Source organism: Mesorhizobium sp. M1066 (assembly GCF_040318635.1).
Lineage (GTDB): Bacteria > Pseudomonadota > Alphaproteobacteria > Rhizobiales > Rhizobiaceae > Mesorhizobium.
This window is the reverse complement of the sequence record NZ_JAMYMR010000003.1, coordinates 91820-113783: the sequence shown is the minus strand read 5'-3', so window position 1 is coordinate 113783 and position 21964 is coordinate 91820. Positions and strand designations below refer to the sequence as shown.

At 61.0% G+C, this 21964-nt stretch carries 22 protein-coding genes, 1 tRNA gene and 1 pseudogene; 15 read left to right on the top strand and 9 right to left on the bottom strand.

The genetic code is table 11. The features are described from left to right. Positions 1-152: 152 nt before the first annotated feature. A tRNA-Ser gene (locus NKH52_RS06275) sits at positions 153-242 on the bottom strand. 467 nt (positions 243-709) lie between these two features. Next, positions 710-1045: a hypothetical protein gene (locus NKH52_RS06270; protein ID WP_352966629.1), complete on the bottom strand. Its 336-nt coding sequence runs from the start codon at positions 1043-1045 to the stop codon at positions 710-712. A gap of 379 nt (positions 1046-1424) precedes the next feature. Here NKH52_RS06270 and NKH52_RS06265 point away from each other — a divergent pair, with 379 nt between their 5' ends. From NKH52_RS06265 to NKH52_RS06235, 7 genes are all read left to right on the top strand, one after another. Continuing rightward, entirely contained in the window at positions 1425-2657 is a 1233-nt protein-coding gene (locus tag NKH52_RS06265; protein WP_352728651.1) for a septal ring lytic transglycosylase RlpA family protein, read from the top strand. A gap of 103 nt (positions 2658-2760) precedes the next feature. Next, a complete protein-coding gene (locus NKH52_RS06260) occupies positions 2761-3927 on the top strand; it encodes a D-alanyl-D-alanine carboxypeptidase family protein (protein ID WP_352728653.1) in 1167 nt (388 codons plus the stop codon). 137 nt (positions 3928-4064) lie between these two features. Further along, on the top strand, positions 4065-4739 hold the full coding sequence (gene tmk / locus NKH52_RS06255) for a dTMP kinase (RefSeq protein ID WP_352728655.1): 675 nt from the start codon (positions 4065-4067) through the stop codon (positions 4737-4739). Further along, positions 4736-5791, top strand: coding sequence for a DNA polymerase III subunit delta' (locus NKH52_RS06250; RefSeq protein ID WP_352728657.1), 1056 nt, complete (start codon positions 4736-4738; stop codon positions 5789-5791). The genes tmk and NKH52_RS06250 overlap by 4 nt, the downstream gene beginning before the upstream one ends. A gap of 90 nt (positions 5792-5881) precedes the next feature. Further along, the gene (gene metG / locus NKH52_RS06245) at positions 5882-7432 is read left to right on the top strand and encodes a methionine--tRNA ligase (RefSeq protein ID WP_352728659.1); all 1551 of its coding nucleotides are present in this window, start codon (positions 5882-5884) and stop codon (positions 7430-7432) included. After that, a complete protein-coding gene (locus tag NKH52_RS06240) occupies positions 7432-8226 on the top strand; it encodes a TatD family hydrolase (protein ID WP_352728661.1) in 795 nt (264 codons plus the stop codon). Before metG ends, NKH52_RS06240 begins: the two co-directional genes overlap by 1 nt. Before the next feature lie 3 nt (positions 8227-8229). After that, positions 8230-9048, top strand: a complete 819-nt coding sequence (locus NKH52_RS06235; RefSeq protein WP_352728663.1) for an MBL fold metallo-hydrolase — start codon at positions 8230-8232, stop codon at positions 9046-9048. A 222-nt stretch (positions 9049-9270) separates the two neighbouring features. Here NKH52_RS06235 and NKH52_RS06230 read toward each other — a convergent pair whose 3' ends face one another. After that, entirely contained in the window at positions 9271-10032 is a 762-nt protein-coding gene (locus NKH52_RS06230) for a GNAT family N-acetyltransferase (RefSeq protein ID WP_352728665.1), read from the bottom strand. Positions 10033-10227: 195 nt separating this feature from the next. On the opposite strand from NKH52_RS06230, the gene NKH52_RS06225 reads away from it, so the two are divergent. After that, positions 10228-10923, top strand: a complete 696-nt coding sequence (locus NKH52_RS06225) for a TrmH family RNA methyltransferase (RefSeq protein WP_352728667.1) — start codon at positions 10228-10230, stop codon at positions 10921-10923. 69 nt (positions 10924-10992) lie between these two features. Here the strand turns inward: NKH52_RS06225 and NKH52_RS06220 are convergent, their stop codons facing one another. Continuing rightward, positions 10993-11475, bottom strand: coding sequence for a RidA family protein (locus NKH52_RS06220; protein WP_164780136.1), 483 nt, complete (start codon positions 11473-11475; stop codon positions 10993-10995). A gap of 189 nt (positions 11476-11664) precedes the next feature. On the opposite strand from NKH52_RS06220, the gene NKH52_RS06215 reads away from it, so the two are divergent. The 3 genes from NKH52_RS06215 (at position 11665) to NKH52_RS06205 (ending at position 13820) form a co-directional block, all read left to right on the top strand. Then, on the top strand, positions 11665-12351 hold the full coding sequence (locus NKH52_RS06215) for a TetR/AcrR family transcriptional regulator C-terminal domain-containing protein (protein ID WP_023811958.1): 687 nt from the start codon (positions 11665-11667) through the stop codon (positions 12349-12351). 307 nt (positions 12352-12658) lie between these two features. Next, on the top strand, positions 12659-13630 hold the full coding sequence (locus NKH52_RS06210) for an SDR family oxidoreductase (protein ID WP_352728669.1): 972 nt from the start codon (positions 12659-12661) through the stop codon (positions 13628-13630). A gap of 40 nt (positions 13631-13670) precedes the next feature. Further along, complete coding sequence (locus tag NKH52_RS06205; RefSeq protein ID WP_127294555.1) at positions 13671-13820, top strand: hypothetical protein; 150 nt, start codon at positions 13671-13673, stop codon at positions 13818-13820. A gap of 59 nt (positions 13821-13879) precedes the next feature. Here the strand turns inward: NKH52_RS06205 and NKH52_RS06200 are convergent, their stop codons facing one another. Next, positions 13880-14386 (bottom strand): YciE/YciF ferroxidase family protein, encoded by a 507-nt coding sequence (locus tag NKH52_RS06200; RefSeq protein ID WP_023811961.1) that lies wholly within the window; start codon positions 14384-14386, stop codon positions 13880-13882. 230 nt (positions 14387-14616) lie between these two features. Here NKH52_RS06200 and NKH52_RS06195 point away from each other — a divergent pair, with 230 nt between their 5' ends. After that, positions 14617-16326 carry an HAD family hydrolase gene (locus tag NKH52_RS06195; RefSeq protein WP_352728671.1) on the top strand — a complete coding sequence of 570 codons (1710 nt, stop codon included), beginning with the start codon at positions 14617-14619 and terminating at the stop codon, positions 16324-16326. Positions 16327-16374: 48 nt separating this feature from the next. On the opposite strand, the gene NKH52_RS06190 is transcribed toward NKH52_RS06195, so the two are convergent. From NKH52_RS06190 to NKH52_RS06175, 4 genes are read right to left on the bottom strand one after another with little or no spacing between them, the layout of a single operon-like run. After that, a complete protein-coding gene (locus tag NKH52_RS06190; RefSeq protein WP_352728673.1) occupies positions 16375-16836 on the bottom strand; it encodes a RidA family protein in 462 nt (153 codons plus the stop codon). Positions 16837-16859: 23 nt separating this feature from the next. Next, a complete protein-coding gene (locus NKH52_RS06185; protein WP_352728675.1) occupies positions 16860-19139 on the bottom strand; it encodes a xanthine dehydrogenase family protein molybdopterin-binding subunit in 2280 nt (759 codons plus the stop codon). Positions 19140-19142: 3 nt separating this feature from the next. Then, positions 19143-20165 (bottom strand): FAD binding domain-containing protein, encoded by a 1023-nt coding sequence (locus NKH52_RS06180; protein WP_352728677.1) that lies wholly within the window; start codon positions 20163-20165, stop codon positions 19143-19145. Position 20166: 1 nt separating this feature from the next. Next, on the bottom strand, positions 20167-20784 hold the full coding sequence (locus NKH52_RS06175; RefSeq protein ID WP_352728679.1) for a (2Fe-2S)-binding protein: 618 nt from the start codon (positions 20782-20784) through the stop codon (positions 20167-20169). 164 nt (positions 20785-20948) lie between these two features. Between NKH52_RS06175 and NKH52_RS06170 the strand changes: the two genes are divergently transcribed. The 3 genes and pseudogenes from NKH52_RS06170 to NKH52_RS06160 all read left to right on the top strand — a co-directional run bounded on the left by NKH52_RS06170 (position 20949) and on the right by NKH52_RS06160 (position 21963). Further along, on the top strand, positions 20949-21119 hold the full coding sequence (locus tag NKH52_RS06170; RefSeq protein WP_352728681.1) for a hypothetical protein: 171 nt from the start codon (positions 20949-20951) through the stop codon (positions 21117-21119). 163 nt (positions 21120-21282) lie between these two features. Further along, on the top strand, positions 21283-21600 hold the full coding sequence (locus tag NKH52_RS06165) for a plasmid stabilization protein (RefSeq protein ID WP_127294543.1): 318 nt from the start codon (positions 21283-21285) through the stop codon (positions 21598-21600). 40 nt (positions 21601-21640) lie between these two features. Continuing rightward, positions 21641-21963 (top strand): annotated as a pseudogene (locus NKH52_RS06160) (PPC domain-containing DNA-binding protein). The last annotated feature ends 1 nt before the right edge of the window (position 21964 follow it).

Genomic DNA, 21964 nt, shown 5'->3' with positions numbered 1-21964 from the left:
CAGGGCGCTCGTGATCGATGACCTCGCAGCTCGGATATATCGACTTGGAACAGAGGACCTTGCAACAAATTGACAACCCGCTGGGCATGAGGTTGTCATCATGTCTTAGGTACAAACCGTAACCTATGTGTCCGGAATGGACCTGAGCGGGATGGCGGAGGAAGTGGGATTCGAACCCACGGTGAGCTTGCACCCACGCCGGTTTTCAAGACCGGTGCCTTAAACCGCTCGGCCATTCCTCCATGGTGATTCTTCAACCACTTGGGTAGCGCGGGGCCAACCCGTTTGGCCTGTTGGCACCGGATTGGTACCGAAGGCGTTCCCGGCTGGTTCGCGCTTCATTCCTGTAGAGCGGCATTGAGGGCTGCGTCAACCACCGCTGCGTCGCTTCCTGCTGTCCTGGGCGGACTCTGAGCTTGTGGGGATCGAGCACCGGGACCATCGCGGTCCAATGGTGCATGAAGAAGAAGCCCGCCGCGGGCGTTGCTCGAGATTGTGAGGCGCTGCAGTGCTTCCATGCAGGGGCCCAGGCAAGGGCGCAGTCCGGCTATCGACCAGAACCATCCTTGCAACCGGGCGGGGCGGGTTAATCCTTACAGGTCAACCTCTTGGGACAGCTGCGGCATTTCTCCAAAAAATTCAGTTCGCCAAGGGAACAGCTGCTCGTGAGGAAGGCCGAAGCTGCAATCGGCTCCGGCCTGCGTGTTCCTCAGTCTTTGCAGCTTTCGTCCGCCTTTGCTGCTGCGGCCTTATCACCATGCTGCTGCGCCTCAATGTCCTGCTGCGAGGTCGCAAGATTTTTGTCGCCGCCGCCTTCGGCGCCCGCCAATGGCATTGTGGCGCCGTCCTTGGCGGCTGGCTTGCCCGTGCTGTCCGATGCTTTCGGGGTCTCTAAAGGCGCGTGAGTTCCATCTTTCGAAATACCGGCGGTCTGCTCGGCATCCGTCCTTGCATTGGAAGCCGACTTGTCCGGGCATGCGGCGATCGCAGACCCGGCAGAGAGTGACATTGCGATCGCGATTGTCAATGAAGCCATTTTCATCATACTCGTCCTTCTGTTCGAGTGCCCTGCGGATGAAACTAGCGGCGCATTTCTTTGTTCCGGACGGTCGCTCCGCTGCCCGACAAAGCCCAGTCAACCGGCAGGTATGGGCCGGCAGGAGCGAAGCCAGGCTCTCTGTGGCAGAGGGCATCACATCTATCGCGTGGAAGCACGAAAACCGTTACTTTTCAGAGGGCTTTCACGGTGGAGACGCCACAATCTTGCCCGGTTGCAGCCACAATCGGTTAATACCGTGATAAGCAATTCCTGCGCACAAAGGATCGGGGTTCAAAGGCGTCGTTGGTATTTGTCGGGTGAGTGTTTCGGCTTCTCCGACAGTTGGATACGCCGTCTAGGTCAAGACGAAGGGGATATCGGGAAAATGCAGACTGTGACGCAACCGCGCCTTCGTCGCGCTGCTACAGTCGCGTTGCTTGCCATGTCGGCCGCCTTGCTGGCTGCCTGCGCGTCGCAGCCTGAGCCGAAAGCGATGGTCCACAAGAAGACCCGCTCCAAGGAATATTTCTCCGAATCTGAATATGGCGTGAAGGCAAGCCCGCGTGTGATCTCCCAGAATGGGCGCATCCAGCGTGGCGGCGGCAGGGATCAGCTTGGCAAACCCTATCAGGTCCGCGGCAAGTGGTATTACCCCCGGGAAGACAAGCGCTACGCCAAGGTCGGCCTGGCCTCCTGGTATGGCGATGCCTTCCATGGCCGGCTTACCGCCAATGGCGAAGTCTACGACATGACCCATCTGACGGCGGCGCACCCGACCATGCCGCTGCCGAGCTATGCCCGCGTCACCAATCTCAAGACCGGCAGTTCGGTCATCGTTCGCGTCAACGATCGCGGCCCATATCACGAAGGCCGCATCATCGATGTCTCTGAGCGCGCTGCCCAGATGCTTGACTATGCCAACACCGGCACCGCTCAGGTGAAGGTCGAATATGTCGGCCGCGCGCCGCTCGACGGCGATGACGACCAATATCTGATGGCTTCCTACCATCCCGGCAACAGGGCGCCCGACCCGTCGGACGGGCTGCCGACCGGCGTCATGGTCGCCATGAACGGGCCGTCCCCAAGCCTGCCTGCCGGCACTGCCGCCGTGCCGTTTCCGGGCCAGTTGACCGATTCCGGGGCTGTCCAGCCGGTCATGTCGGCGCAGGCGCCGGCCTACGGCGATCTGGCGCTGCCCGATTTCGGGCCGATCGTGCCGGAGCGCCCGCAGATCAATCTGCCGCCGCAATCGCCGTTTGCCGTGGCCTCGCTGTCCTATGCCGACGAGCGGGTCGAACGCGCCTCAAATGCCTTCGCCGCGATGGGTGGCGACGGCATGTCGCCGGCCGACGTGCTCCAATCGTGGAAGCGGCAGCCGCCACCGGCCGGTCCGTCCACCGACTACGTCGCCGCCGGTTCGTTCGAGGATGCAGCGCAGGCCAAGCGCATTGCCGCCCAGCTTGCCGCATTCGGCAAGATTGAGATCCAGCGCTCGGAACTCGATGGCGAGGATTGGTATTCGGTCAATCTCTATCCCGATGGCCACCGCAATCTGGATGATTTGCTGCAGGCAGCCTGGTCGCATGGCGCGCCCGATGCACTGGCTGTGCGCAACTGAGCGCAAGCCTGCTCGGATTTCCGCAGCGCGGTTGATCCGCCGTGCAAAAAGCCCGATACTTTTCGCGGGCTTGCCGGTGGTGCCGGCCAATGGGTCGAACATCATGCAATTTCGCTTGCTCCCGCCTCTCGCCGGGCTTCTGGTTTTTGGCTTGCTGCTGTTTTCCCAGGCTCCAGCCCGTGCGCAGCTGTTCGAGACCAAGGCCGCACAGGCCTTCATGATCGACGCCGAGACCGGGACGGTGCTGTTTTCCAAGGATGCCGACAAGCCGATACCGCCGGCCTCGATGGCCAAGCTGATGACCATGGAAGTGGTTTTCAACGCCATCAAGTCCGGTCGCCTGAAGCTCGACGATACGTTCGTTGTCAGCGAAAACGCCTGGCGCAAGGGTGGCGCGCCTTCGGGAACATCGACGATGTTCGCCAAGCTCAAGTCGTCGATCCGGCTCGAAGACCTGATTCAGGGCGTGACCGTGCAGGCGGCCAATGACGGCTGCATCATCATCGCCGAAGGCATGTCGGGATCCGAGGACAATTTTGCCGCGCAGATGACCGAACGGGCCCGCCAGATCGGCCTCAAGACGTCGACTTTCGTCAATTCGACCGGCCTGCCGGCGGATGGCCAACAGACGACCATGCGCGAGCTGGCGCAGCTCGCCCTGCACCTGTGGCGCGATTATCCTGATTTCTATCGCTATTACAGCCAGAAGGATTTCACCTGGAACAAGATCTCACAGAGGAACCGCAATCCGCTGCTGGCGATGGACATCGGCGCCGACGGCCTGGCGGTCGGTGCGAGCGAGGCAGCCGGTTTCGGCATCGTCGGTTCGCTCAGCCACAATGGTACCCGCGTGATCGCGGCGATGAGCGGGCTGGCCTCGGACAAGGAGCGCGCCGAGGAAGCGCGAAAGCTGCTCGACTGGGGTGTCCGCTCGTTCGAGAAGACTGAAATTTTCGCCAAGGACGAGGTGGTTGGAGAAGCCCAGGTTTTCGGCGGAGCGAAATCCGGGGTAACGCTGAAGGCCAAGGGTCCGATCGACATTTTCCTGCCGATCACCAACCGCGACAAGCTGACGGCCAGGATCGTCTACAACGGCCCGGTTGCTGCACCGGTGGAGGAGGGGCAGCCGGTGGGTGCGCTGCGCGTCTGGATCGGCGATACGCTCAGCCAGGAGACACCGCTTTTCGCCGCCGAATCGATCGGCGTCGGCACGCTGCCGCAGCGCGCACTCGATGCCGTCAAGGAACTGGCGGTCGGCTGGCTGCGCTAACGCATATCACTCAAAACCAGCCATGGTTTTGGGGGCGACTGCACAAGGGCAAAAATTGACGGCATGGACGTTTGGCCGAACGCGGACTATCTAGAGCGCTACAATCCCATTCAGCCATGGACAAGAAGGCCTCTCGGTTGGCACGCGGTTTTTTCATCACCTTCGAAGGCGGCGAGGGGGCAGGCAAGTCGACGCAGATCGAGCGGCTGGCCAGGAAGATGCGCGCCAAGAAATACGATGTGCTGCTTACCCGCGAACCCGGCGGCTCACCGGGCGCCGAAGCGGTCAGGCACGTATTGCTTTCAGGCGCCGCCGAACCGTTCGGGCCGAAGATGGAAGCGCTGCTTTTCGCTGCCGCGCGGTCCGATCATGTCGAGCAGGTGATCCGGCCGGCGGTCGAGCGTGGCTCCATCGTGCTTTGCGACCGCTTCCTCGATTCCTCGCGCGTCTATCAGGGCGTCACCGGCGGCATCGATCCGGCGTTCATGGATGCGCTGGAGCAGGTCGCCATCAACGGCATGATGCCGGACATGACCCTGATCTTCGACGTCGACCCAGCGGAAGGCTTGAGGCGCGCAACGCTGCGGCGCGGCACCGAGGCAGTCGCCGACCGCTTCGAAAAGGAGACGCTGGCGATCCATCAGGCCCGCCGCGAGGCGTTTCTGGCGATCGCCAAGGCCGAGCCGGAGCGCTGCATCGTCGTCGACGCAGCCGCCGAGCCCGACGCGGTCGAGAACGTCGTCACCGCGGCGGTGTTCGCGGCACTGGCGGCGAGAACGCCGGCACGCGACAGGCAGGCGACGCCGGCATGATCTTCGAGCGCATCGCACCCGAGCAGCACGACACGCTCGACGGCGTGCCGGAGCCCTCCGAAACGCCCGTTCTGGTCGGGCATAGCCAAGCTGCAGGCGTGCTCACCGCCGCTTATCGTGCGGGCAAGCTGCCGCATGCGCTGATCTTCTCCGGGCCAGTCGGCATCGGCAAGGCGACGCTCGCCTTCCACCTTGCGCATCATCTGCTGAAGCACCCGGATTTTGTGCAGGCGCCGGAAAGCCTTGCCACTGCCGATCCGGCTTCGTCGCTGTTTCGCCAGATCGCCACCGGGGCGCATCCTTCCGTGCTGCATCTGACCCGGCCGCTGAACGACAAGACCAAGAGTTTCAAGACAGTCGTCACCGTCGATGAGATACGCAAGGTCAGCCGCTTTCTGTCGCTGACCTCGCACGACGGCAGCTATCGGGTCGTCATCGTCGACCCCGCCGATGACATGAACACCAATGCGGCCAATGCGTTGCTGAAAAATCTTGAAGAGCCGCCGGCACGGACTCTGTTCATCCTGATTGTCCACGCGCCGGGCAGCCTGCTGCCGACGATCCGGTCGCGCTGTCAGGTGGTGCGATTGAACCCGCTCGACGCCGACGACCTGATGACGGTGCTGGAAACGACCGAGCCCGCGCCGCCTGACGATCCGGCGGCTCGCGCGGCACTGGTCGGGCGGGCAGGGGGCAGCGCCCGCAACGCCATCCTGTTGACGCAGTATGGCGGGCTGGAGATCGCCTCCACGCTCGACGCTCTGGTCACCGGCAGAAAGAGCGATGTCGGCGGCGCGTTTCGCCTCGCCGAAGCCGTGGCCGGCCGCGATCAGGCGATCCAGTTCGATATCTTCAACCGCCGGGCGCTGGACCTGTTGTCGGACGCGGCAAGTCAGGCAGCACTGGCGGGCGATCTCGCACGGGCCAAAACGTTGTCGGACACTTGGCATGAGGCGCTGGACGCTATATCTGAGACCGAAACCTACAATCTCGACAAGAAGCAGCACGCCCTGATCATGATCGATCGCCTGAATTCTGCAATGCGAATGTGACTGGGTTTCCCGGATCGGGATGGCAAATGCTGCCTCGATACGATATCCACCGCCACGCCTTTCCATTCAGACATTCATGACGGTTCCTTCATGTCACGCGACAAGTTCTACATCACCACCCCGATCTTTTATCCGAACGGCAAGCCGCATATCGGCCACGCCTATACGGTCATTGCAACCGACGCCCTGGCGCGCTTCCAGCGCCTGGATGGCAAGGACGTCTTCTTCCTGACCGGTACCGACGAACACGGCCTGAAGATGCAGCAAACGGCCGAGAAGGAACGCATAACGCCGCTGGCGCTGGCCGACCGCAATTCGGCGATTTTCCGCGCGATGACCGAGGCGATGGGTGGCTCGAACGACGACTACATCCGCACGACGGAACCGCGCCACTACGAATCCTGCCAGGCGATCTGGAAGGCGATGGCCGCCAGTGGCGACATCTATCTCGACCGCTACAGCGGCTGGTATTCGGTGCGCCAGGAAGCCTATTTCGACGAGAGCGAGACGACGCTCGGCGAGGATGGCGTGCGTCGCGAACCGCTCGGCTCGCCCGTCGAATGGAACGAGGAAGAAAGCTATTTCTTCCGGCTTTCCGCCTATCAGGACAAATTGCTGGCGCTTTATGAGAGCCAGCCCGACTTTATCGGTCCCACCGAGCGCCGCAACGAGGTGCTCAGCTTCGTCAAGTCCGGGCTGAAGGATCTGTCGATCTCCCGCACCACCTTCAAATGGGGCGTGCCAGTGCCCGGCGACGACAAACATGTGATGTATGTCTGGGTCGACGCCCTGACCAACTACATCACCGCCGCCGGCTATCCCGACACAAAGGCCGAGCAATGGCGCTATTGGCCGGCCACGCACATCATCGGCAAGGACATTGTCCGCTTCCATGCGGTCTATTGGCCGGCCTTTCTGATGTCGGCCGGCATCGAGTTGCCAAAGCGCGTTTTCGCGCATGGCTTTCTGTTCAACCGCGGCGAGAAGATGTCGAAATCGGTTGGCAACGTCGTGGATCCATTCGCGATGGTCGAGCACTACGGTCTCGACCAGGTGCGCTATTTCTTCCTGCGCGAGGTGCCGTTCGGCAACGACGGCAGCTACAGCCATGAAGCGATCGTCAACCGCACCAACGCCGACCTTGCCAATGGTCTCGGCAATCTGGCGCAGCGCTCGCTGTCGATGATCGCCAAGAACTGCGGCGGCGTGGTGCCGAAGCGCGGCGAGCTGACGGATGCAGACAGAGCAATCCTGGATCAGGCCGTCGCCGCTCTCGACATCGCGCGCAAGGCGATGGCCGAGCAGGGTATCCATCTGGCGCTGGCGGCGATCTTCGGCGTGGTGGCGGAAGCCGATCGCTACTTCGCCGGCGAGGCACCATGGGCGCTGAAGAAGACCAATCCGGAACGAATGGAAACGGTGCTGTGGACGACCGCCGAAGTCGTGCGCCGGGTGGCGGTGCTGTGTCAGCCCTTCACTCCGGGATCAGCCGCGAAACTGCTCGACCTGTTGGCGGTGCCGGCGGAGAGCCGCGCTTTCGCGCATGTCCATGCTGACCATGCGCTGGTGCCCGGCACTGCGTTGCCCGTTCCGGAAGGGGTGTTTCCACGTTATGTCGAACAGCCGGACGCGAACGTCTGATGCTCGTCGACAGTCACTGCCATCTCGACTTTCCCGACTTCGCCGAGGAGCGGGCGGCCATCGTCGCCCGCGCTTTAGCCGCCGGAATCGACCGTATGGTGACGATCTCGACGCGCGTGAAGCGGTTTCCGCAAGTGCTTGAGATCGCTGAAGCTTTCGACGAAGTCTATTGCTCTGTCGGCACTCATCCGCACAATGCGGCCGAAGAGCTGGATATCACAGTCGAGGAGCTTGTGGGGCTATCCGCGCACCCGAAAGTGGTGGCGATCGGCGAGGCCGGTCTCGACTACTTCTACGACAAAGCGCCCCGCGATGCGCAGGCGCAAGGCTTTCGCACCCACATATCAGCCGCGCGCGAGACCGGCCTACCGCTGGTCATCCACTCGCGCGACGCCGACGACGACATGGCAGCGATCCTCAAGGACGAAACAGGGAAGGGCGCCTTCCCCTTCATCCTGCATTGCTTTTCCTCCGGACGCCGGCTTGCCGAAATTGGCGTCGCTCTCGGCGGCTACGTGTCGTTCTCAGGCATCCTGACCTTCAAGAATTCAGCTGAGTTGCGCGCCATTGCCGCCGATGTCCCGCATGACCGGCTGCTGGTCGAAACCGATGCGCCCTATCTGGCGCCCGTGCCGTTTCGCGGCAAACGCAACGAGCCGGCCTATGTCGCGCACACGGCCAAGGTGCTGGCCGAGACGGTCGGCGTCAGCGAGGCCGAAATCGCTGATCTGACTACGGACAATTTCTTCCGGCTGTTCGGCAAGATGCCGCGGCCTGTAGAGCAAAGTGCCTGAACGATGACCGACCGGCTGCGCCTCACCATTCTCGGCTGCGGCTCGTCCCCAGGTACGCCGCGCATCACCGGCGACTGGGGCAATTGCGACCCCGACAACCCCAAGAACCGGCGCACGCGTGCCGCGGCACTCGTCGAGCGGATAGCGGCGAACGGCAGCCGCACGACTGTCGTCATCGACACAGGGCCGGATTTTCGGCAGCAGATGCTGCTGGCCGGCGTTAAACGTGTCGATGCGGTCGTCTATACCCACCCGCATGCCGACCACATCCATGGCATCGACGATCTGCGCGGTTTCGTTCTCGATCAGCGCCAGTTGATCGACGTCCATGCCGACAGGGCGACGATGCTTCGGCTGCGGGAAGCGTTCGGATACTGTTTCGAGACGCCGCAAGGCAGTTCCTATCCGCCGATCGTCAGGCCGCATCTCATCGACCACACCAGGCCGGTGGTCATCGAAGGAGAGGGGGGTACCCTCACCCTCGAGCCGCTGCCGCAGATCCACGGCGACATCGTATCGCTCGGTTTCCGCATTGGCGGTCTCGCCTATTGCCCCGACATCAGCGACTTTCCGGAACCCACCGCCGAACGGCTGCGCGACCTCGACGTGCTGATCATCGACGCGCTGCAGTACCGGACGCATCCAAGTCATCTGTCGCTTGGCGAAGCGCTTGAATGGATCGAGCGGCTGGCGCCGATACATGCGGTGCTGACACATATGCACGTGCCGCTCGACTACGTCACGGTGGTGGCCGAGACACCAGCCAATGTCGAACCCGCCTATGACGGCATGGTTATAGAAATCCCTTACGAATCAGCGTGAAAGAAACAGATCTTCATGACCGGCTCCAGGGCTCGCGTGCCCAAAGCCGCTGCCGATGCCAGTATGCATGACGACGTAACCGTTCCCTGGTAAAATCACGCGCTGTGATGAAGTTCATCGGCATAGAAGATGTCAAGCTAGGCCAGCTGCTCTAGAAGGAGAGGGCTCCGACCGCCGATCGAGCCGAAATCCCTTATAAATCAGCGTGATGCGAATAGACCGTCATACGGTCTTCCGGTTTGTTGGCGCAAATATCAGCAGCGTTCCAATCCGTTCGTAGCCCATCCGGGGATAAAGCAATGCCCCGGCGTGGGTCGCAGCCAGCACCGAGTATCTCGACCCAAAAGCCCGATCGTCGTGCAACATTTTCGAGATCAAAGCCTGGCCAATGCCGCGACGCCGGTGCGACGGCTCGACATACATGCTCGAACACCATGTGGCTCCCACGGCATCAAGGCTGCGTACGCGCCCAACGATATCGGCGCCATCGACTGCCACATACTGACGGAATGGCGCGCTGTCGCCGAGCAAATCGTCTGGGATCGGCTGCCTGCGGATGATCTTTCCCAACTGCGCCGCCCGTTCGGCTGTCTGCACGCGTTCGATCGAAGCAACCGCCGGCGGGCTGGGAATCCGGCGCAATCGGTGGACGAAAAAGCCTTCGGTCCGAAGCAGCCGGTAGCCGAGAGCTTTGTAGGAGGTTCGTGTCGGCCCGTCCGGATCCTCGTTCGCGATCACAACGGAAATGGCAAAGCCCGGCCGTGCATGCTGCCGCACGATGGCATCGGCCTCTTGAGCGGCAACGTCATGGATGACCCATTCTTCGCCGCGGTAGTCACGAGGATTCTTGCGCTCGGCATCGCGCATCAGCCACAACGGTCCAACGCGGCTGGCCTCGTAAGGAAAGGTGCGGCTTCTGTCGGCGCTGAAGCCTTGCACGAACACTTCGATCGCCGCTTCGATCTCGCTGTTTGCCATCTTCATCTCGACAGCCTAGCGTTGGCCATCCGTTCAAGGCAATACGCCACGATTGGCTCAAGCCTATGAGAATCAGCGGCAATTTCCAGTTCTTGACCGATGCGTTAGTTCCATAATCTATCTTATGCGACTTTCTGATGTCGCGGCGATGGAGTCGCCACGGGCCTTGGATTCAGATACGCCTCTGGTAAGAACTCTCTCATGGAAACCCTTGAGGCTCAGAAACCCAGAGCATCGGTTCGCAGGCGTGCGGCTGCGGTCAAATCGTTTCGCTGCGAGAACTTGGTAGCCGTTGTCGAAGATCCGAATGATATCAGGAACATCGGAACGGTAATTCGAAACGCAAATGCTCTGGGCGTTGAAAAAGTCTATATCGTTGATCCACGCAAAGCACTTCCCGATGACTGGCAGCAAATGCGCCAGCGGAAATCGCTTTCGGAAACGTCTGTATCAGCCGTCAAATGGACGTTTGTAAAACGGTTCGACAGCACTGCCGCCTGCCTCAACCATCTGGAAAAGCATGGCTTTATGTCCGTCGTCACCTCACCGCACATAAAGGGAAAAACCAGCGTTTTCCTGCATGAGGGTGATTATACCCAGCACACTAAACTTGCTGTCTGGTTTGGCAATGAGAAACGGGGCATCACCCCCCTCGCGGTCGAGCGCAGCGAGATGTGCGTAGCAATCCCAATGTTCGGGATGATCGAGAGCCTGAACCTCGGGACCAGTTCGGGTATCGTTCTCTACGAAATCACGAAACAGCGACGTGAGTATCAGAGCAAATTCCGCCGCGGAAGACGGAAGGGAAAACGCGCTAAGCCACTACCTACTGTAATGAGTCTTGAAATTGACGGCTTTGCTTCGAGCGAAACCGAACAAGCTGACGAGCCAAAATGAATTGGTGGTTCCAACGCGCGGCTGTCGGCGGCGTCCTCGACCTCATGTCAGTTGGGGCGATCAGGCTCCCTATTCCAGTATAACGGTGGCTTCCACCTCGAAAAGCATGGGGTCGATGGCAAGCTTGGGAACGGGAACCAGTGTCTGCGCCGGCAACGCCTCGCCGAACATGTCCTTGACGTTCCTGGTCAACACCTCGAGCTTGGACATGTCGTGGTCGACCACGAAGACCGTGAGCTTCGCCACCTGATCCGGCCTGGCGCCGATGCCCTCAAGCGCAGCATGCAAATTTGCGTAGGCCTGCTTAACCTGGACGGCGAAATCGGGTGACAAGGCTCCTGTGCTGTCTTGGCCGCCCTGCCCGGAAATGTAGGCAATCCGAGCTCCGCGCGGTGCGATCACGGCGGTGCTGTAGCCATTCGGCGACGGGTCGTAGAGCGTCTGTGGATTGATGATGGTCAGCTTGAACTCGTTCGCCGGCGACGCAGTGGGAACTGCAATGGTCATGATGATTAGCCCTCCGATAAGCAGATGCTTGATTGCGCGTGACATGATTTCTCCTGGCTCTGCTGACTGCGAATAACGCACTCGCCGCCGGCATGAACTTTAAACCAGATCGCTCATACGATGAATCGTGCGATGTACGAGTCATCGTATGGTACATCGTACTAGTCAAGCGATCGGCGTCGACATTCCTGACGGTGCCTGCCAAAATCGACGTTCGGCCAGCAAGGAAGACAGATGGCAGCCAAACCCCGCAGTGCCAGCAAACGATCGCAACGGACAAAGCTTCAACCCATCCAGGAGGCGAGCAGCGAGCCGCCGCTGTCTCGAGAGCGTATCGTGGCGATCGCCGTGGAACTGCTGGACGCCCAGGGCATAGACGGATTGACAATGCGTCGGCTGGCCGATCGCCTCGGCTCGGGTGTGATGAGCCTGTATTGGCACGTTGACAACAAGGAGGATGTCTTTGATCTAGCACTCGATTCGGTGCTCGAACATCGCGGATCGCCTGAAACAGGTGAGTCTCCGGACTGGCGCGGAGACGTCGTTCATATGCTCGAAGACTGGCGCGCCAGAATGTTGCGCCATCCTTGGTCGGCATCGCTGTTGCCGCGCCGGGCGCTCGGCCCGAACATTCTCAGCCGCCTGGAAATGTTGAGCAAGACCTTGTCCAGAGCCGGTGTTGCCGACGCGAATCTGAACGCCGCAATATGGTCGCTCTGGAATTATGTGATGGGCGCCACCCTCACCCGGGCAAGCTTCGACCTCTCGGAAGAAGACAGGGCAGCCGCACAGCAGCGTCTTACACACCTCAGCGAACACTACCCGACAATCGAACGCTCTCGTCTGCTGTTGGACAACGATTGGGATGGCGCCTTCCGAAAAGGCCTCGACTTCCTGCTCGATGGGCTGTCGCCAAGATAGAATTCCGGCGGCTACGCCCGGAGTAGACCGGATGGCGCTGCTTTGCCAGTTTGACGCAATAGCTTCCCAATCCACATCATCACGTTTGGCTCGCCGCCAAGGCGGCGCAGGCAGCGGGCAAGCCCCGGTGCTCGATCCCATCGCGGCGGTGGCTGGCGCGGCTGCATTGCAGCTGAATTGGTGCAGCTGGCGATGTCGTCGTTACGCGTTGCCAAACGCTGGCCGGAATCCTCTCGGCAAGTCGATCTTTTGCGCAAACCTTTTTGCCTGACATGCGTTGTTTCCTCTCCAAGCCAAGGAGACGATCATGCAGATGAAGTCAGAAATAGCCGGTGAAGCGGCCAAGCAGCGCCATATCCAACGTGGCGTCGATGCCAAAGACAAATCGAAAGGCGGTGGGAAGCAGCAAGGCGCCATGCAGGCTGGCGCCCGTGAATATCCCGAGCCCCCCTTCCCCGAGCAACATCAGCCCAAACCGGGGCACGAATGGGCGCTAGAGCCGGAGCCGCTGTACGATGCGCCGTACTATCTCGGATCGAAAAAACTCGACCAAAAGGTAGCACTCATCACGGGCGGCGATTCCGGCATCGGCCGCTCGGTGGCGGTGTTGTTCGCCCGCGAGGGCGCCGACGTCGCGATCGTCTATCTGGCCGAGGACAAGGATGCTGAAGAGACCAAATCAGCGGTGGAAAAGGAGGGACGACGCTGCATCCTGGTCAAGGCCGATGTCAGCGAACGCAGCCACTGCCACAAGGCGGTCATGGAGGCCGTTGAAAAATTCGGCCGCATCGATGTGCTGGTAAACAACGCTGCGTTCCAGATCCATTCCAGCGATTTCGGCGAGCTGACCGAAGAACATTTCGACACGACGCTGAAGACCAATCTTTACGGCTATTTTCATATGGCGCAGGAAGCGGTGCCGCACATGAAGCCCGGTTCGGCGATCATCAACACCGGTTCGGTAACCGGCATCGACGGTTCAAAACAGCTGGTCGACTATTCGATGACCAAGGGCGGCATCCATGCCTTCACGCGGGCCCTGTCGGGCAATCTCATCGGCAAGGGCATAAGGGTGAATGCGGTCGCACCGGGTCCGGTGTGGACGCCGCTCAATCCGTCGGACAAGGAAGCCGACGACGTCTCTAAATTCGGCGCGGACACGCCAATGAAACGACCCGCGCAACCGGAAGAACTCGCGCCGGCCTATGTGTTCCTCGCTTCGCCGCATTGCTCGAGCTACATCACCGGCGAAATCTTGCCGGTCGTCGGAGGGTACTGAAGATGGCCGGAATGAAATCCATGAGCAAGGAGTAGGATGGATGGGCCGTCTGCTTTTCATGGTGGCGCTCGCTTGTGTAGCGTACCGCATCTACACGGAAACTGCAGGATCTGCTCGGCATGTGCCGCAGGATGACGATGAAGCGCTGCGCAAGCAATCAACGGCCTTGGGCGTCGACCCGTCTCGCTGACGGAGTGGAAACCTGCCAGCAATCCGGCCGGCCGAGTACCAGCCGGCCGGATTGCAGCCTTATTCGGCTGCCTGCAGGTTGATCTTGCTTTCCGCCATTTCGGTGAGCTTGCGATCGGTCGCCTGTTCTTCCCTCAGGTTCTTGGCCAGCACATTGGCGCAGTCGGTGCGGCCGAGTTGCTTGGCCCAGGCGATGAGCGTCCCGTAGCGGGTCATCTCATAGTGTTCGACGGCCTGCGCCGAAGCAATCAGCGCCGCGTCGAGAACTTCCTTGTCATCGACGTCACCGCTCACATCGTCGGCCTCCTCGAGAATACCGTCGATTGCCGGACAGTTGACCTCCTTGGCCTTGACGCCATGCAACTCAAACACCTGTTCGACGCGCTCGATATGGCCTCTCGTCTGGTCGAGGTGTTTTTCAAATCCGGCTTTCAATTGCGGGTCGGTTGCCTTGTCGATCATCTTCGGCAGCGCCTTCTCGATCTGCTTTTCGGCGTAATAGATGTCGCGCAGCGTGTGCACGAAGAGATCGTCGAGTGTCTTGATGTCCTTCGAAAAGAAGCCCATGGCCTTACCTTTCATTGCACTTGGTGGATTTCGGCGACGGGTTTGCACGCCGCCAGCAAAGACCGGGACGGTTCCCGGCTTGTCTGGTCAACGTACCGGCACCGAAGGAGTTCCTGATTTCCGAGGGCGAACCATCCCCTTCTCCAGACCTACGATCCGGTCGGTGGGGAGCCTTTGTCTCGATCACACGTTCTAGCCGCAGGGCAACCGGAACGAGAAGGGTCGGCGGAATGTATTTCATTGCATTGGCGGCAGACTATGACGGCACGCTGGCTCATGACGGGATCGTCGCCAAGAAGACGCTCGCCGCGCTTGAGCGGTTCAAGAAAAGCGGCCGCAAGCTGGTTCTCGTCACCGGACGTGAACTGCCCGATCTCAAGCGCGTCTTTCCCGAGCTTAGCCTCTTCGACAAGGTCGTCGCTGAGAATGGCGCGATGATCTACACGCCGGCCAGCGAGGAAGAGCGGGTGATCGCCCCCTCGCCCGAGCCCAAATTCGTCGCCAGATTGAAGCGGCAGGGCGTCAAGCCGCTTTCGGTCGGGCGATCGATCGTCGCGACCTGGGAACCCCATCAGGCGACCGTGCTCGATATCATCAAGAAGATGGGTCTCGAACTGGAAATCATCTTCAACAAGGGCGCGGTGATGATCCTGCCGAGCGGCATCAACAAAGCCACCGGGCTCGCTGCGGCCCTTCAGGACCTTCGACTTTCGCCGCACAACGTCGTCGGCGTCGGCGACGCCGAGAACGACCACGCGTTCCTGCAAGCCTGTGGCTGCAGCGCCGCCGTCGACAATGCAATTCCGGCGGTCAAGGATACAGCCAACCTGGTCATGCGTGGTGCCCGCGGCAAGGGCGTGGAGCAATTGATCGCAAAGCTGATAAAGCGTGATCACGCGATTGTGCCGAAGCGCCATGACGGCATCGTTCTTGGGTCGTCTGGCGGCGATGATGTCTACCTGTCGCCGAGCGACACGATCCTCATTGCCGGGAGTTCCGGCATTGGTAAATCCACCTTGGCCACCGCGCTGACGGAACGCTTCGTCGAAAGTGGTTTTCAGTTCTGCGTCTTCGATCCCGAAGGCGACTATGACGGCCTCGAAGGCGCCGTTCGCCTGGGAGACGGCTCAAGCGCGCCGACAAAGGCGCAGGTGCTGGATCTGATCGCCAAGGCCGACAGCAACATTGTCGTCAATGGATTGGCCCTGCGCGTCGACGAGAGGCCGGATTTCTTTGCCGACCTGCTGCCTGGCCTGAGCAGTTTCCGCCGGCGCACCGCCAGACCGCACTGGCTCGTCATCGATGAAGCGCACCATCTTCTGCCCAAGCGGCGCGACGATACGCGGGCGGTCCTGTCATTGGAATTGCCGGGCACAATCTTGATCACCGTTCACCCCGAGGCGATCTCGACAGACGCCTTGCGCCTTGTGACAGCCATCATTGCGCTTGGCCCCAAGGCGAAGGACGTGGTGAAGGTCTTCTGCAAGGAGACTGGCATTGAGCCGCCAAAGGACATCCCCAGCCCCAAGGGCGCGCGCGTGCTGTTCTGGCGGCAGCAGGCGGGCAAGAAAGTCAAGACGGTCAAGGTGGTGGAACCACGTCAGTCACTCAAGCGGCACAGCCGGAAATATGCCGAAGGCCAGCTCGACGAAGCCGGCAGCTTCTATTTCCATGGCCCTGACAATGCGATGAACCTCAGGGCTCACAATCTGATGATCTTCGCTCAGATCGCCGAGGGCATAGACGACAAGACTTGGGAGTTTCACTTGCGCACCGGCGACTATTCCAAATGGTTTCGACATCAGATCAGGGACAAGGACCTGGCGCGCGAAACCGCCGAGGCGGAAGAGGACAAGACCCTGTCGGCGCAGGAGAGCCGCAAGCGGGTGCTTGACGCTGTGCGCCGACGTTACACGGCTCCGGCCACAGCCCCGGAGTGACACTCGAGAGCCAAGGCAACTAAGCTATCGCTGCACGCGAAAACTTTTTCAGTCAGGCAACGCCGCCACCGCGACAATTTCAACGACGATGTCGGCTTGCGCAAGCGCTGCAATCCCGATCACCTCGGAGGGCGGCGGGTTGTTATAGCTGCAGTGCTTCGGGCAATGCTCGGCAAAGAACTCGTCCAGTACGTCGAGACGAAAATTGGGTGAACTTAGAACGCCGCCATCGGGAAATGGCCCCTTGATGAAGAAGGTCAGCCGGATGAGATAGTCGAGCGCGCTGCCGAGTTCTTCCAGATCTGATTTGATGTTCGCCAAAATTGCGCGCCACTGTGCCGCCGCATCGCCAGGGAAGTCCCCTCCTCTCTTTCCGGCAGGATCGTAATTTTCGGCGGTTGCCGTATTGCCGCAGAGGTAGACAAATCCCTTTGCTCCGGTGACGACCGTGCCTTTTCCCCACGGCATCAACCTGCCGTTTTTGAATTTCCTATGGGTTACGAGTTCCATGCTCCGTCCAGAGCTCTTGATCGTCAGCCTATCAAATCATCTATTCTGATCGGCAGATCGCGAATGCGCTTGCCGGTGGCATGATAGACGGCACTCGCCACGGCAGCAGCCGTTCCGACATTGCCGAGTTCGCCCAAGCCCTTGACGCCGGCAGGATTGACCTGGTGGTCGATTTCGGGGACCAGGATAACGTCGACCTGTTTGATGTCGGCGTTGACCGGCACGAGATAGTCCTGCAGGTCGCGATTCACGTAGCGCGCGTGTCGCTGATCGATTTCGGTGACCTCGTGCAACGCTTGGCCAATGCCCCAGATCATGCCACCCATCAGCTGGCTGCGCGCGGTGCGCGTGTTCATGATGCGCCCGGCAGCGAAGGCTCCAACAATGCGCGGCACCCGGATTTCGCGTGTATAGCTGTTGATGCGCACTTCGACGAACTCGGCGCCAAACGCATATTTGACCGAATCTGCGTCGTTCTCTCCACCATGAAACTCCGATTGTCCGGCATAGAGTTTCCTCAGGGCTTCAGGCGAAGAACCCTTCGGCGCAAACTCGGCATATTCTTCGATGGCGCCGACTTGCATGGCCTTGAAGACATCGGCCAGCTTGGCGGACTTGCCGGTCTCGGTGACGACCTCTTCGCCCTTCAAATCCAGCTTCGCATTGGCCGAACCTGCCAGCGGAGCCCCCTTGCCCGCAGCGGCGGCAAACAGTTTTTCGCGTATCGCGTCGCAGGCTTTCATGACCGCGGAGCAGACGCTGGCGGTCGAGATCGATCCGCCCGACACGGGAGCCGGCGGCAAGGCACTGTCGCCCATCTCCACGCTGATCTTGTCCATGCCGACCCCCAGCCTTTCGGCCGCCATCTGGCCGGCGATGGTGCGAACGCCGGTGCCGATTTCATGGGAGCCGCACTGGACCCGAACCTCGCCATCGGCGGTGAGACGAACCCGGGCCGCGCAAGGTGCGACGGCAGTCGGATAGATTGCCGTCGCACAGCCCATTCCGACCAGCCAATCGCCGTCGCGCATCGAGCCGACCCTGGGATCGCGCTTCGACCAGCCAAAGGCCTCGGACGCCTGGTCGTAGCACTTGATGAGTGAGCGGCTGGAAAATGGCTTGCCTCCGATCGGCTCCTTCTCCGGTTCATTGATGCGACGAAACTCGACAGGATCCATGCCGAGGGCTACGGCCATTTCGTCCATGGCGTTTTCCAGCGCGTAGACATAAGGCGTCTCCGGCGGCGATCGCATGTAGCCAGGCGTGTTGCGGTCGGCATGAACCAGCGAAACATGCGTCAGAACGGAGCCGTAATCGTACATGCGCGCGGTGGCGGACGTGCCGCCGACGACATAAGGGTCAGGGCGTGACGTCACCTCCCAGGCCTCATGTCCGAACGCCGTGATGCGGCCGTCCTTGCCGGCGCCCATGCGGATCCGATGCCGTGTTTCGGCTCGATAGGTCTGCGTACCGAAGGCTTGCATGCGATTGACGACGCAGCGAACCGGCCGGCCGATGCGCCGCGCCGCGACGGCAACGATAGCAGTGCGTGCCGTCATCGGCCCCTTGGAGCCGAAGGCGCCGCCGATATAGGGACTGACGATCCGCACATTGGCCGGATCGAGCTTCAGTTGGCGTGCCAGTTCCACCTTCCAGCCCGTAACGTTTTGACTGGGTTCGTGTATCGTCAACTGGTCGCCCTGCCATATGGCGGTGGTCGAAAACAGCTCGATCGGATTATGATGCTGGGTCGGCGTCGAATATTTTTCGTCGATCTTCACCGTCGCATCCGCCCAAGCGGCGTCGAAGTCACCGGCCTTCGCATCCTCCTTGAACATCGGGCTTTTGCCGGCAGCCGGTTCCATCTTCACGCCCTTGGAATCAAAGCTGGCGCTGGGCCGTTCGTCCTCATAGTCGGCGCGGACCAACATCGCTGCCTCCTCCGCCGCCTCGAAGGTGTCAGCGACCACCAGAGCGATGATCTGACCATCGTGAAAAACCGTCTTGTCGTGCAAGGGCCCAATCGAACTTGCACCGGTGTTGCCGAATTTCGGCATGTCGGTCCTGTCCAGATCGCCATAGGTGACGATGTCCAGCACACCGGGTACGGCCTTGGCGTCTTTCGTGTGAAGTTCGGAAACCTTGCCCCGGGCAATGCTGCTGGTGGCAAGGGCACCGTAGGCGACGTTGGCCGTAACGATGTCGGCGGGATAGCCGGCCTGTCCGGTAACTTTTAGCCGGGCGTCAATGCGAACAACGGGATCGCCCTGGTTTTCCCTTGGAGCGGGTGCAGCTTGGTTCATGGCTCAGCCCTTCATATCCCGGGTTTCGAGCAGCGCCCGCACCAGCGTGCGCTTGCCGAGCGGTATCTTGAATGCGTTATGCTCGCGGGGTCTGGCATCGGCGAAAGCAGCCTCGGCGGCCTCCTGCGCCGTGGCTTCGTCAAGCACTTTGCCCTGTAGCGCGTCCTCTGCTTCGTGCGCACGCCACGGCACCGTCGCCACTCCGCCAAGCGCAATGCGCGCACTCCTTACCGTCTCGCCATCCATGTCGAGCGCGACAGCCGCGGACGCCAGCGCAAACGCGTAGGATTCGCGATCGCGTATCTTCAGATAGCGCGACCGGCTGCTCCACTGTGCGAGCGGCACTTCGATGGCGGTAATGAGCTCGTCGGCGGCCAGATCCGTCTCGATGTCGGGCGTTTCGCCCGGCCGTTTATGCAGCTTGACAAAAGCAAGCGTGCGCCTTCCCCGCGGGCCTTCGACATCGACGGTGGCGTCCAGCGCAACCAGCGCCTGCGCGAAATCGCCGTGATACGTGGCAATGCAGGCATCGCTCGTACCCAGCACGGCATGCTGGCGATTGGACCCTTCCATCGCAGCGCAGCCGGAGCCCGGTTCGCGCTTGTTGCACGGCCAAGATATCTCTCGAAAATACTCGCAGCGCGTACGTTGCAGCACATTGCCGCCCAGGCTCGCCATGTTGCGAAGCTGACCGCTGGCAGCGAATTTCAAGCTGTCGGCGAGGACCGGGCAACGGCGCCGGACATCATTGTTGTCGGCTGCTTCACCCATACGGACCAGCGCACCAAACCGGATCTTATCATCGTCTATCCTGATCTGCCGCAAGGCCGGCTCGGCAAGAGTGTTGAGGTCGAGCAGTCGCTCCGGCCGCGCAACACCGAGCTTCATGTAGTCGGCCAGATTGGTGCCGCCGGCGATGAACTGCGTGTCGGCGCCGGTTGGCGGAACATGCACGGCATGGGGACGGGACGCCATGGCGATTGCCGTGGAGACGCTGGTTGGTCTTTCATATACGAACGGGCGCATCCTAAGCCCTCCTGGTCTCGTCGCGTGCCTGAACGATCGCCGCAACGATGTTGGGATAGGCCGCGCAGCGACATAGATTGCCGCTCATATATTCGCGAATATCATCTTCCGACCCAGCATGGCCTTCGTTGATGCAACCGATGGCGGACATGATCTGACCCGGTGTGCAATAGCCGCATTGAAAGGCATCGTGGTCGACGAAGGCCTGCTGGACCGGATGCAGTTCCCCGTCCGCCGAAGCCAGGCCTTCCACCGTTGTGATCTCCCGGCCCTGGTTCATGACGGCAAAGCTCAAGCAGGACAGTACCCGCTTTCCGTCGATCAGCACCGTGCAGGCACCACACTGACCGTGATCGCAACCTTTCTTGGTGCCGGTCAGGCCGACATGGTCGCGCAGCGCGTCAAGCAGGCTGGTTCGATTGTCGAGCGCGAGGTTGTAGGTCTGCTTGTTGATACGCATCGAAACCGCCGACAAATCGCGCGGTTCGGCCGGGTTTGCGGACACGGGCTGGGCAGCTCTCGTTGGGGAATTCACAAGCGGCATCACCGCCGCCGCCGAAACAGAGGCCGTCATGAACATGCGTCTGCTCAAGCCGCTGGAAATTTTGGCATCGGACATGGCTGGCTCCGGGCTGGCTGGGTCTCAAGCGGCCCAAACCACTCGCGGAGGGCAAAGTTCCCTCCTCACGAGCCTGTGATCCTTTTTGTGCTGGCCGGATCGATGCAATCGGAACCTCCCCGGTCAAGCGATGGTTGTGTGCCAAGAGCCGGAAGGAGGCGATCATGAGCGATGGTCGGCATGACAAGGACGGCGACAATGGACCTGTATTCTCTGCGGAGCAGGCGAGACAAGGCGAGATCATCCTGCGAACGCGCACCCGTCGGGTCATCTTCATAGCCGGCTTGGTCGGTGTCGTGATCCTGGCCCTCGTAGTGAGGTTGGCAATCGGCTGAACCAATTCCCTCGCCTGCTGCTGCGCTCTCCCGGCCCGAAAAGCGTTAGCCTGCGCCGCGCGACGGTGTTTGGCCATGCCGCGCGATGGCATTGGCTACGCGAACTTCTGTTGGAACCAGCGCGTCAAATCGGCGTTCAGCCCTTATTCAATAGGAGCAGGCCATGCCACGAGGCGACAAATCGAAATACACTGACAAGCAGGAGCGTAAAGCCGACCACATTGCCGAAGGCTATGAGAAGCGCGGGGTTTCGGACAAGGAAGCAGAGCGGCGTGCATGGGCTACCGTCAACAAGGACGATGGCGGTGGCAAGAAGGAAGGCGGTTCCGGCCGCGGCAAACAAACGGGCCATCCCGCGGCGCACAAAGGCGGCAAAAGCGGCGGCAAGGCATCGGCATCACGGTCTGCCGCAAGCCGATCCGAATCAGCAAAGAAAGCTGCAGCGACCCGCAAGCGCAATGCGGAACACCGCGCCCATTGATCTTGGCGACTGCCTTGGGCCGAACGATGGAAGCACAGGGATGAAATCTCAGCTCGTCAATGAGATCGGCGGACAACGGACATTCGTCGTGGTGCTCGACCCAGGCGAAGAAGCGTTCGCGGCACTGACCGCCTTCGCGGTCGACTGAGCGCGATCGGCGATGTTGCACTGGGTGATGATGACAAGCCCAGCCTGCACGTCCATGCGGTGCTTGGATTGAGCGACGGCACCACCCGGGGTGGACATCTGCTTGACGGCATCGTTCGACCAACGCTCGAAATCACCCTGGTGGAAGCGCCCGGTCATCTGCGCCGCAGCAAGCGTCCGGACCTCGGTGTCGCGCTGATCGATCTGGCCGACTGAT

Excerpts from the sequence above, each read along its gene's own strand:
- NKH52_RS06270 (WP_352966629.1), bottom strand. The coding sequence starts at position 1,045 with ATGATGAAAATGGCTTCATTGACAATCGCGATCGCAATGTCACTCTCT.
- NKH52_RS06265 (WP_352728651.1), top strand. The coding sequence starts at position 1,425 with ATGCAGACTGTGACGCAACCGCGCCTTCGTCGCGCTGCTACAGTCGCG.
- NKH52_RS06260 (WP_352728653.1), top strand. The coding sequence starts at position 2,761 with ATGCAATTTCGCTTGCTCCCGCCTCTCGCCGGGCTTCTGGTTTTTGGC.
- NKH52_RS06250 (WP_352728657.1), top strand. The coding sequence starts at position 4,736 with ATGATCTTCGAGCGCATCGCACCCGAGCAGCACGACACGCTCGACGGC.
- metG (WP_352728659.1), top strand. The coding sequence starts at position 5,882 with ATGTCACGCGACAAGTTCTACATCACCACCCCGATCTTTTATCCGAAC.
- NKH52_RS06240 (WP_352728661.1), top strand. The coding sequence starts at position 7,432 with ATGCTCGTCGACAGTCACTGCCATCTCGACTTTCCCGACTTCGCCGAG.
- NKH52_RS06235 (WP_352728663.1), top strand. The coding sequence starts at position 8,230 with ATGACCGACCGGCTGCGCCTCACCATTCTCGGCTGCGGCTCGTCCCCA.
- NKH52_RS06230 (WP_352728665.1), bottom strand. The coding sequence starts at position 10,032 with ATGAAGATGGCAAACAGCGAGATCGAAGCGGCGATCGAAGTGTTCGTG.
- NKH52_RS06225 (WP_352728667.1), top strand. The coding sequence starts at position 10,228 with ATGGAAACCCTTGAGGCTCAGAAACCCAGAGCATCGGTTCGCAGGCGT.
- NKH52_RS06220 (WP_164780136.1), bottom strand. The coding sequence starts at position 11,475 with ATGTCACGCGCAATCAAGCATCTGCTTATCGGAGGGCTAATCATCATG.
- NKH52_RS06215 (WP_023811958.1), top strand. The coding sequence starts at position 11,665 with ATGGCAGCCAAACCCCGCAGTGCCAGCAAACGATCGCAACGGACAAAG.
- NKH52_RS06210 (WP_352728669.1), top strand. The coding sequence starts at position 12,659 with ATGCAGATGAAGTCAGAAATAGCCGGTGAAGCGGCCAAGCAGCGCCAT.
- NKH52_RS06205 (WP_127294555.1), top strand. The coding sequence starts at position 13,671 with ATGGGCCGTCTGCTTTTCATGGTGGCGCTCGCTTGTGTAGCGTACCGC.
- NKH52_RS06200 (WP_023811961.1), bottom strand. The coding sequence starts at position 14,386 with ATGGGCTTCTTTTCGAAGGACATCAAGACACTCGACGATCTCTTCGTG.
- NKH52_RS06195 (WP_352728671.1), top strand. The coding sequence starts at position 14,617 with ATGTATTTCATTGCATTGGCGGCAGACTATGACGGCACGCTGGCTCAT.
- NKH52_RS06190 (WP_352728673.1), bottom strand. The coding sequence starts at position 16,836 with ATGGAACTCGTAACCCATAGGAAATTCAAAAACGGCAGGTTGATGCCG.
- NKH52_RS06185 (WP_352728675.1), bottom strand. The coding sequence starts at position 19,139 with ATGAACCAAGCTGCACCCGCTCCAAGGGAAAACCAGGGCGATCCCGTT.
- NKH52_RS06180 (WP_352728677.1), bottom strand. The coding sequence starts at position 20,165 with ATGCGCCCGTTCGTATATGAAAGACCAACCAGCGTCTCCACGGCAATC.
- NKH52_RS06175 (WP_352728679.1), bottom strand. The coding sequence starts at position 20,784 with ATGTCCGATGCCAAAATTTCCAGCGGCTTGAGCAGACGCATGTTCATG.
- NKH52_RS06170 (WP_352728681.1), top strand. The coding sequence starts at position 20,949 with ATGAGCGATGGTCGGCATGACAAGGACGGCGACAATGGACCTGTATTC.
- NKH52_RS06165 (WP_127294543.1), top strand. The coding sequence starts at position 21,283 with ATGCCACGAGGCGACAAATCGAAATACACTGACAAGCAGGAGCGTAAA.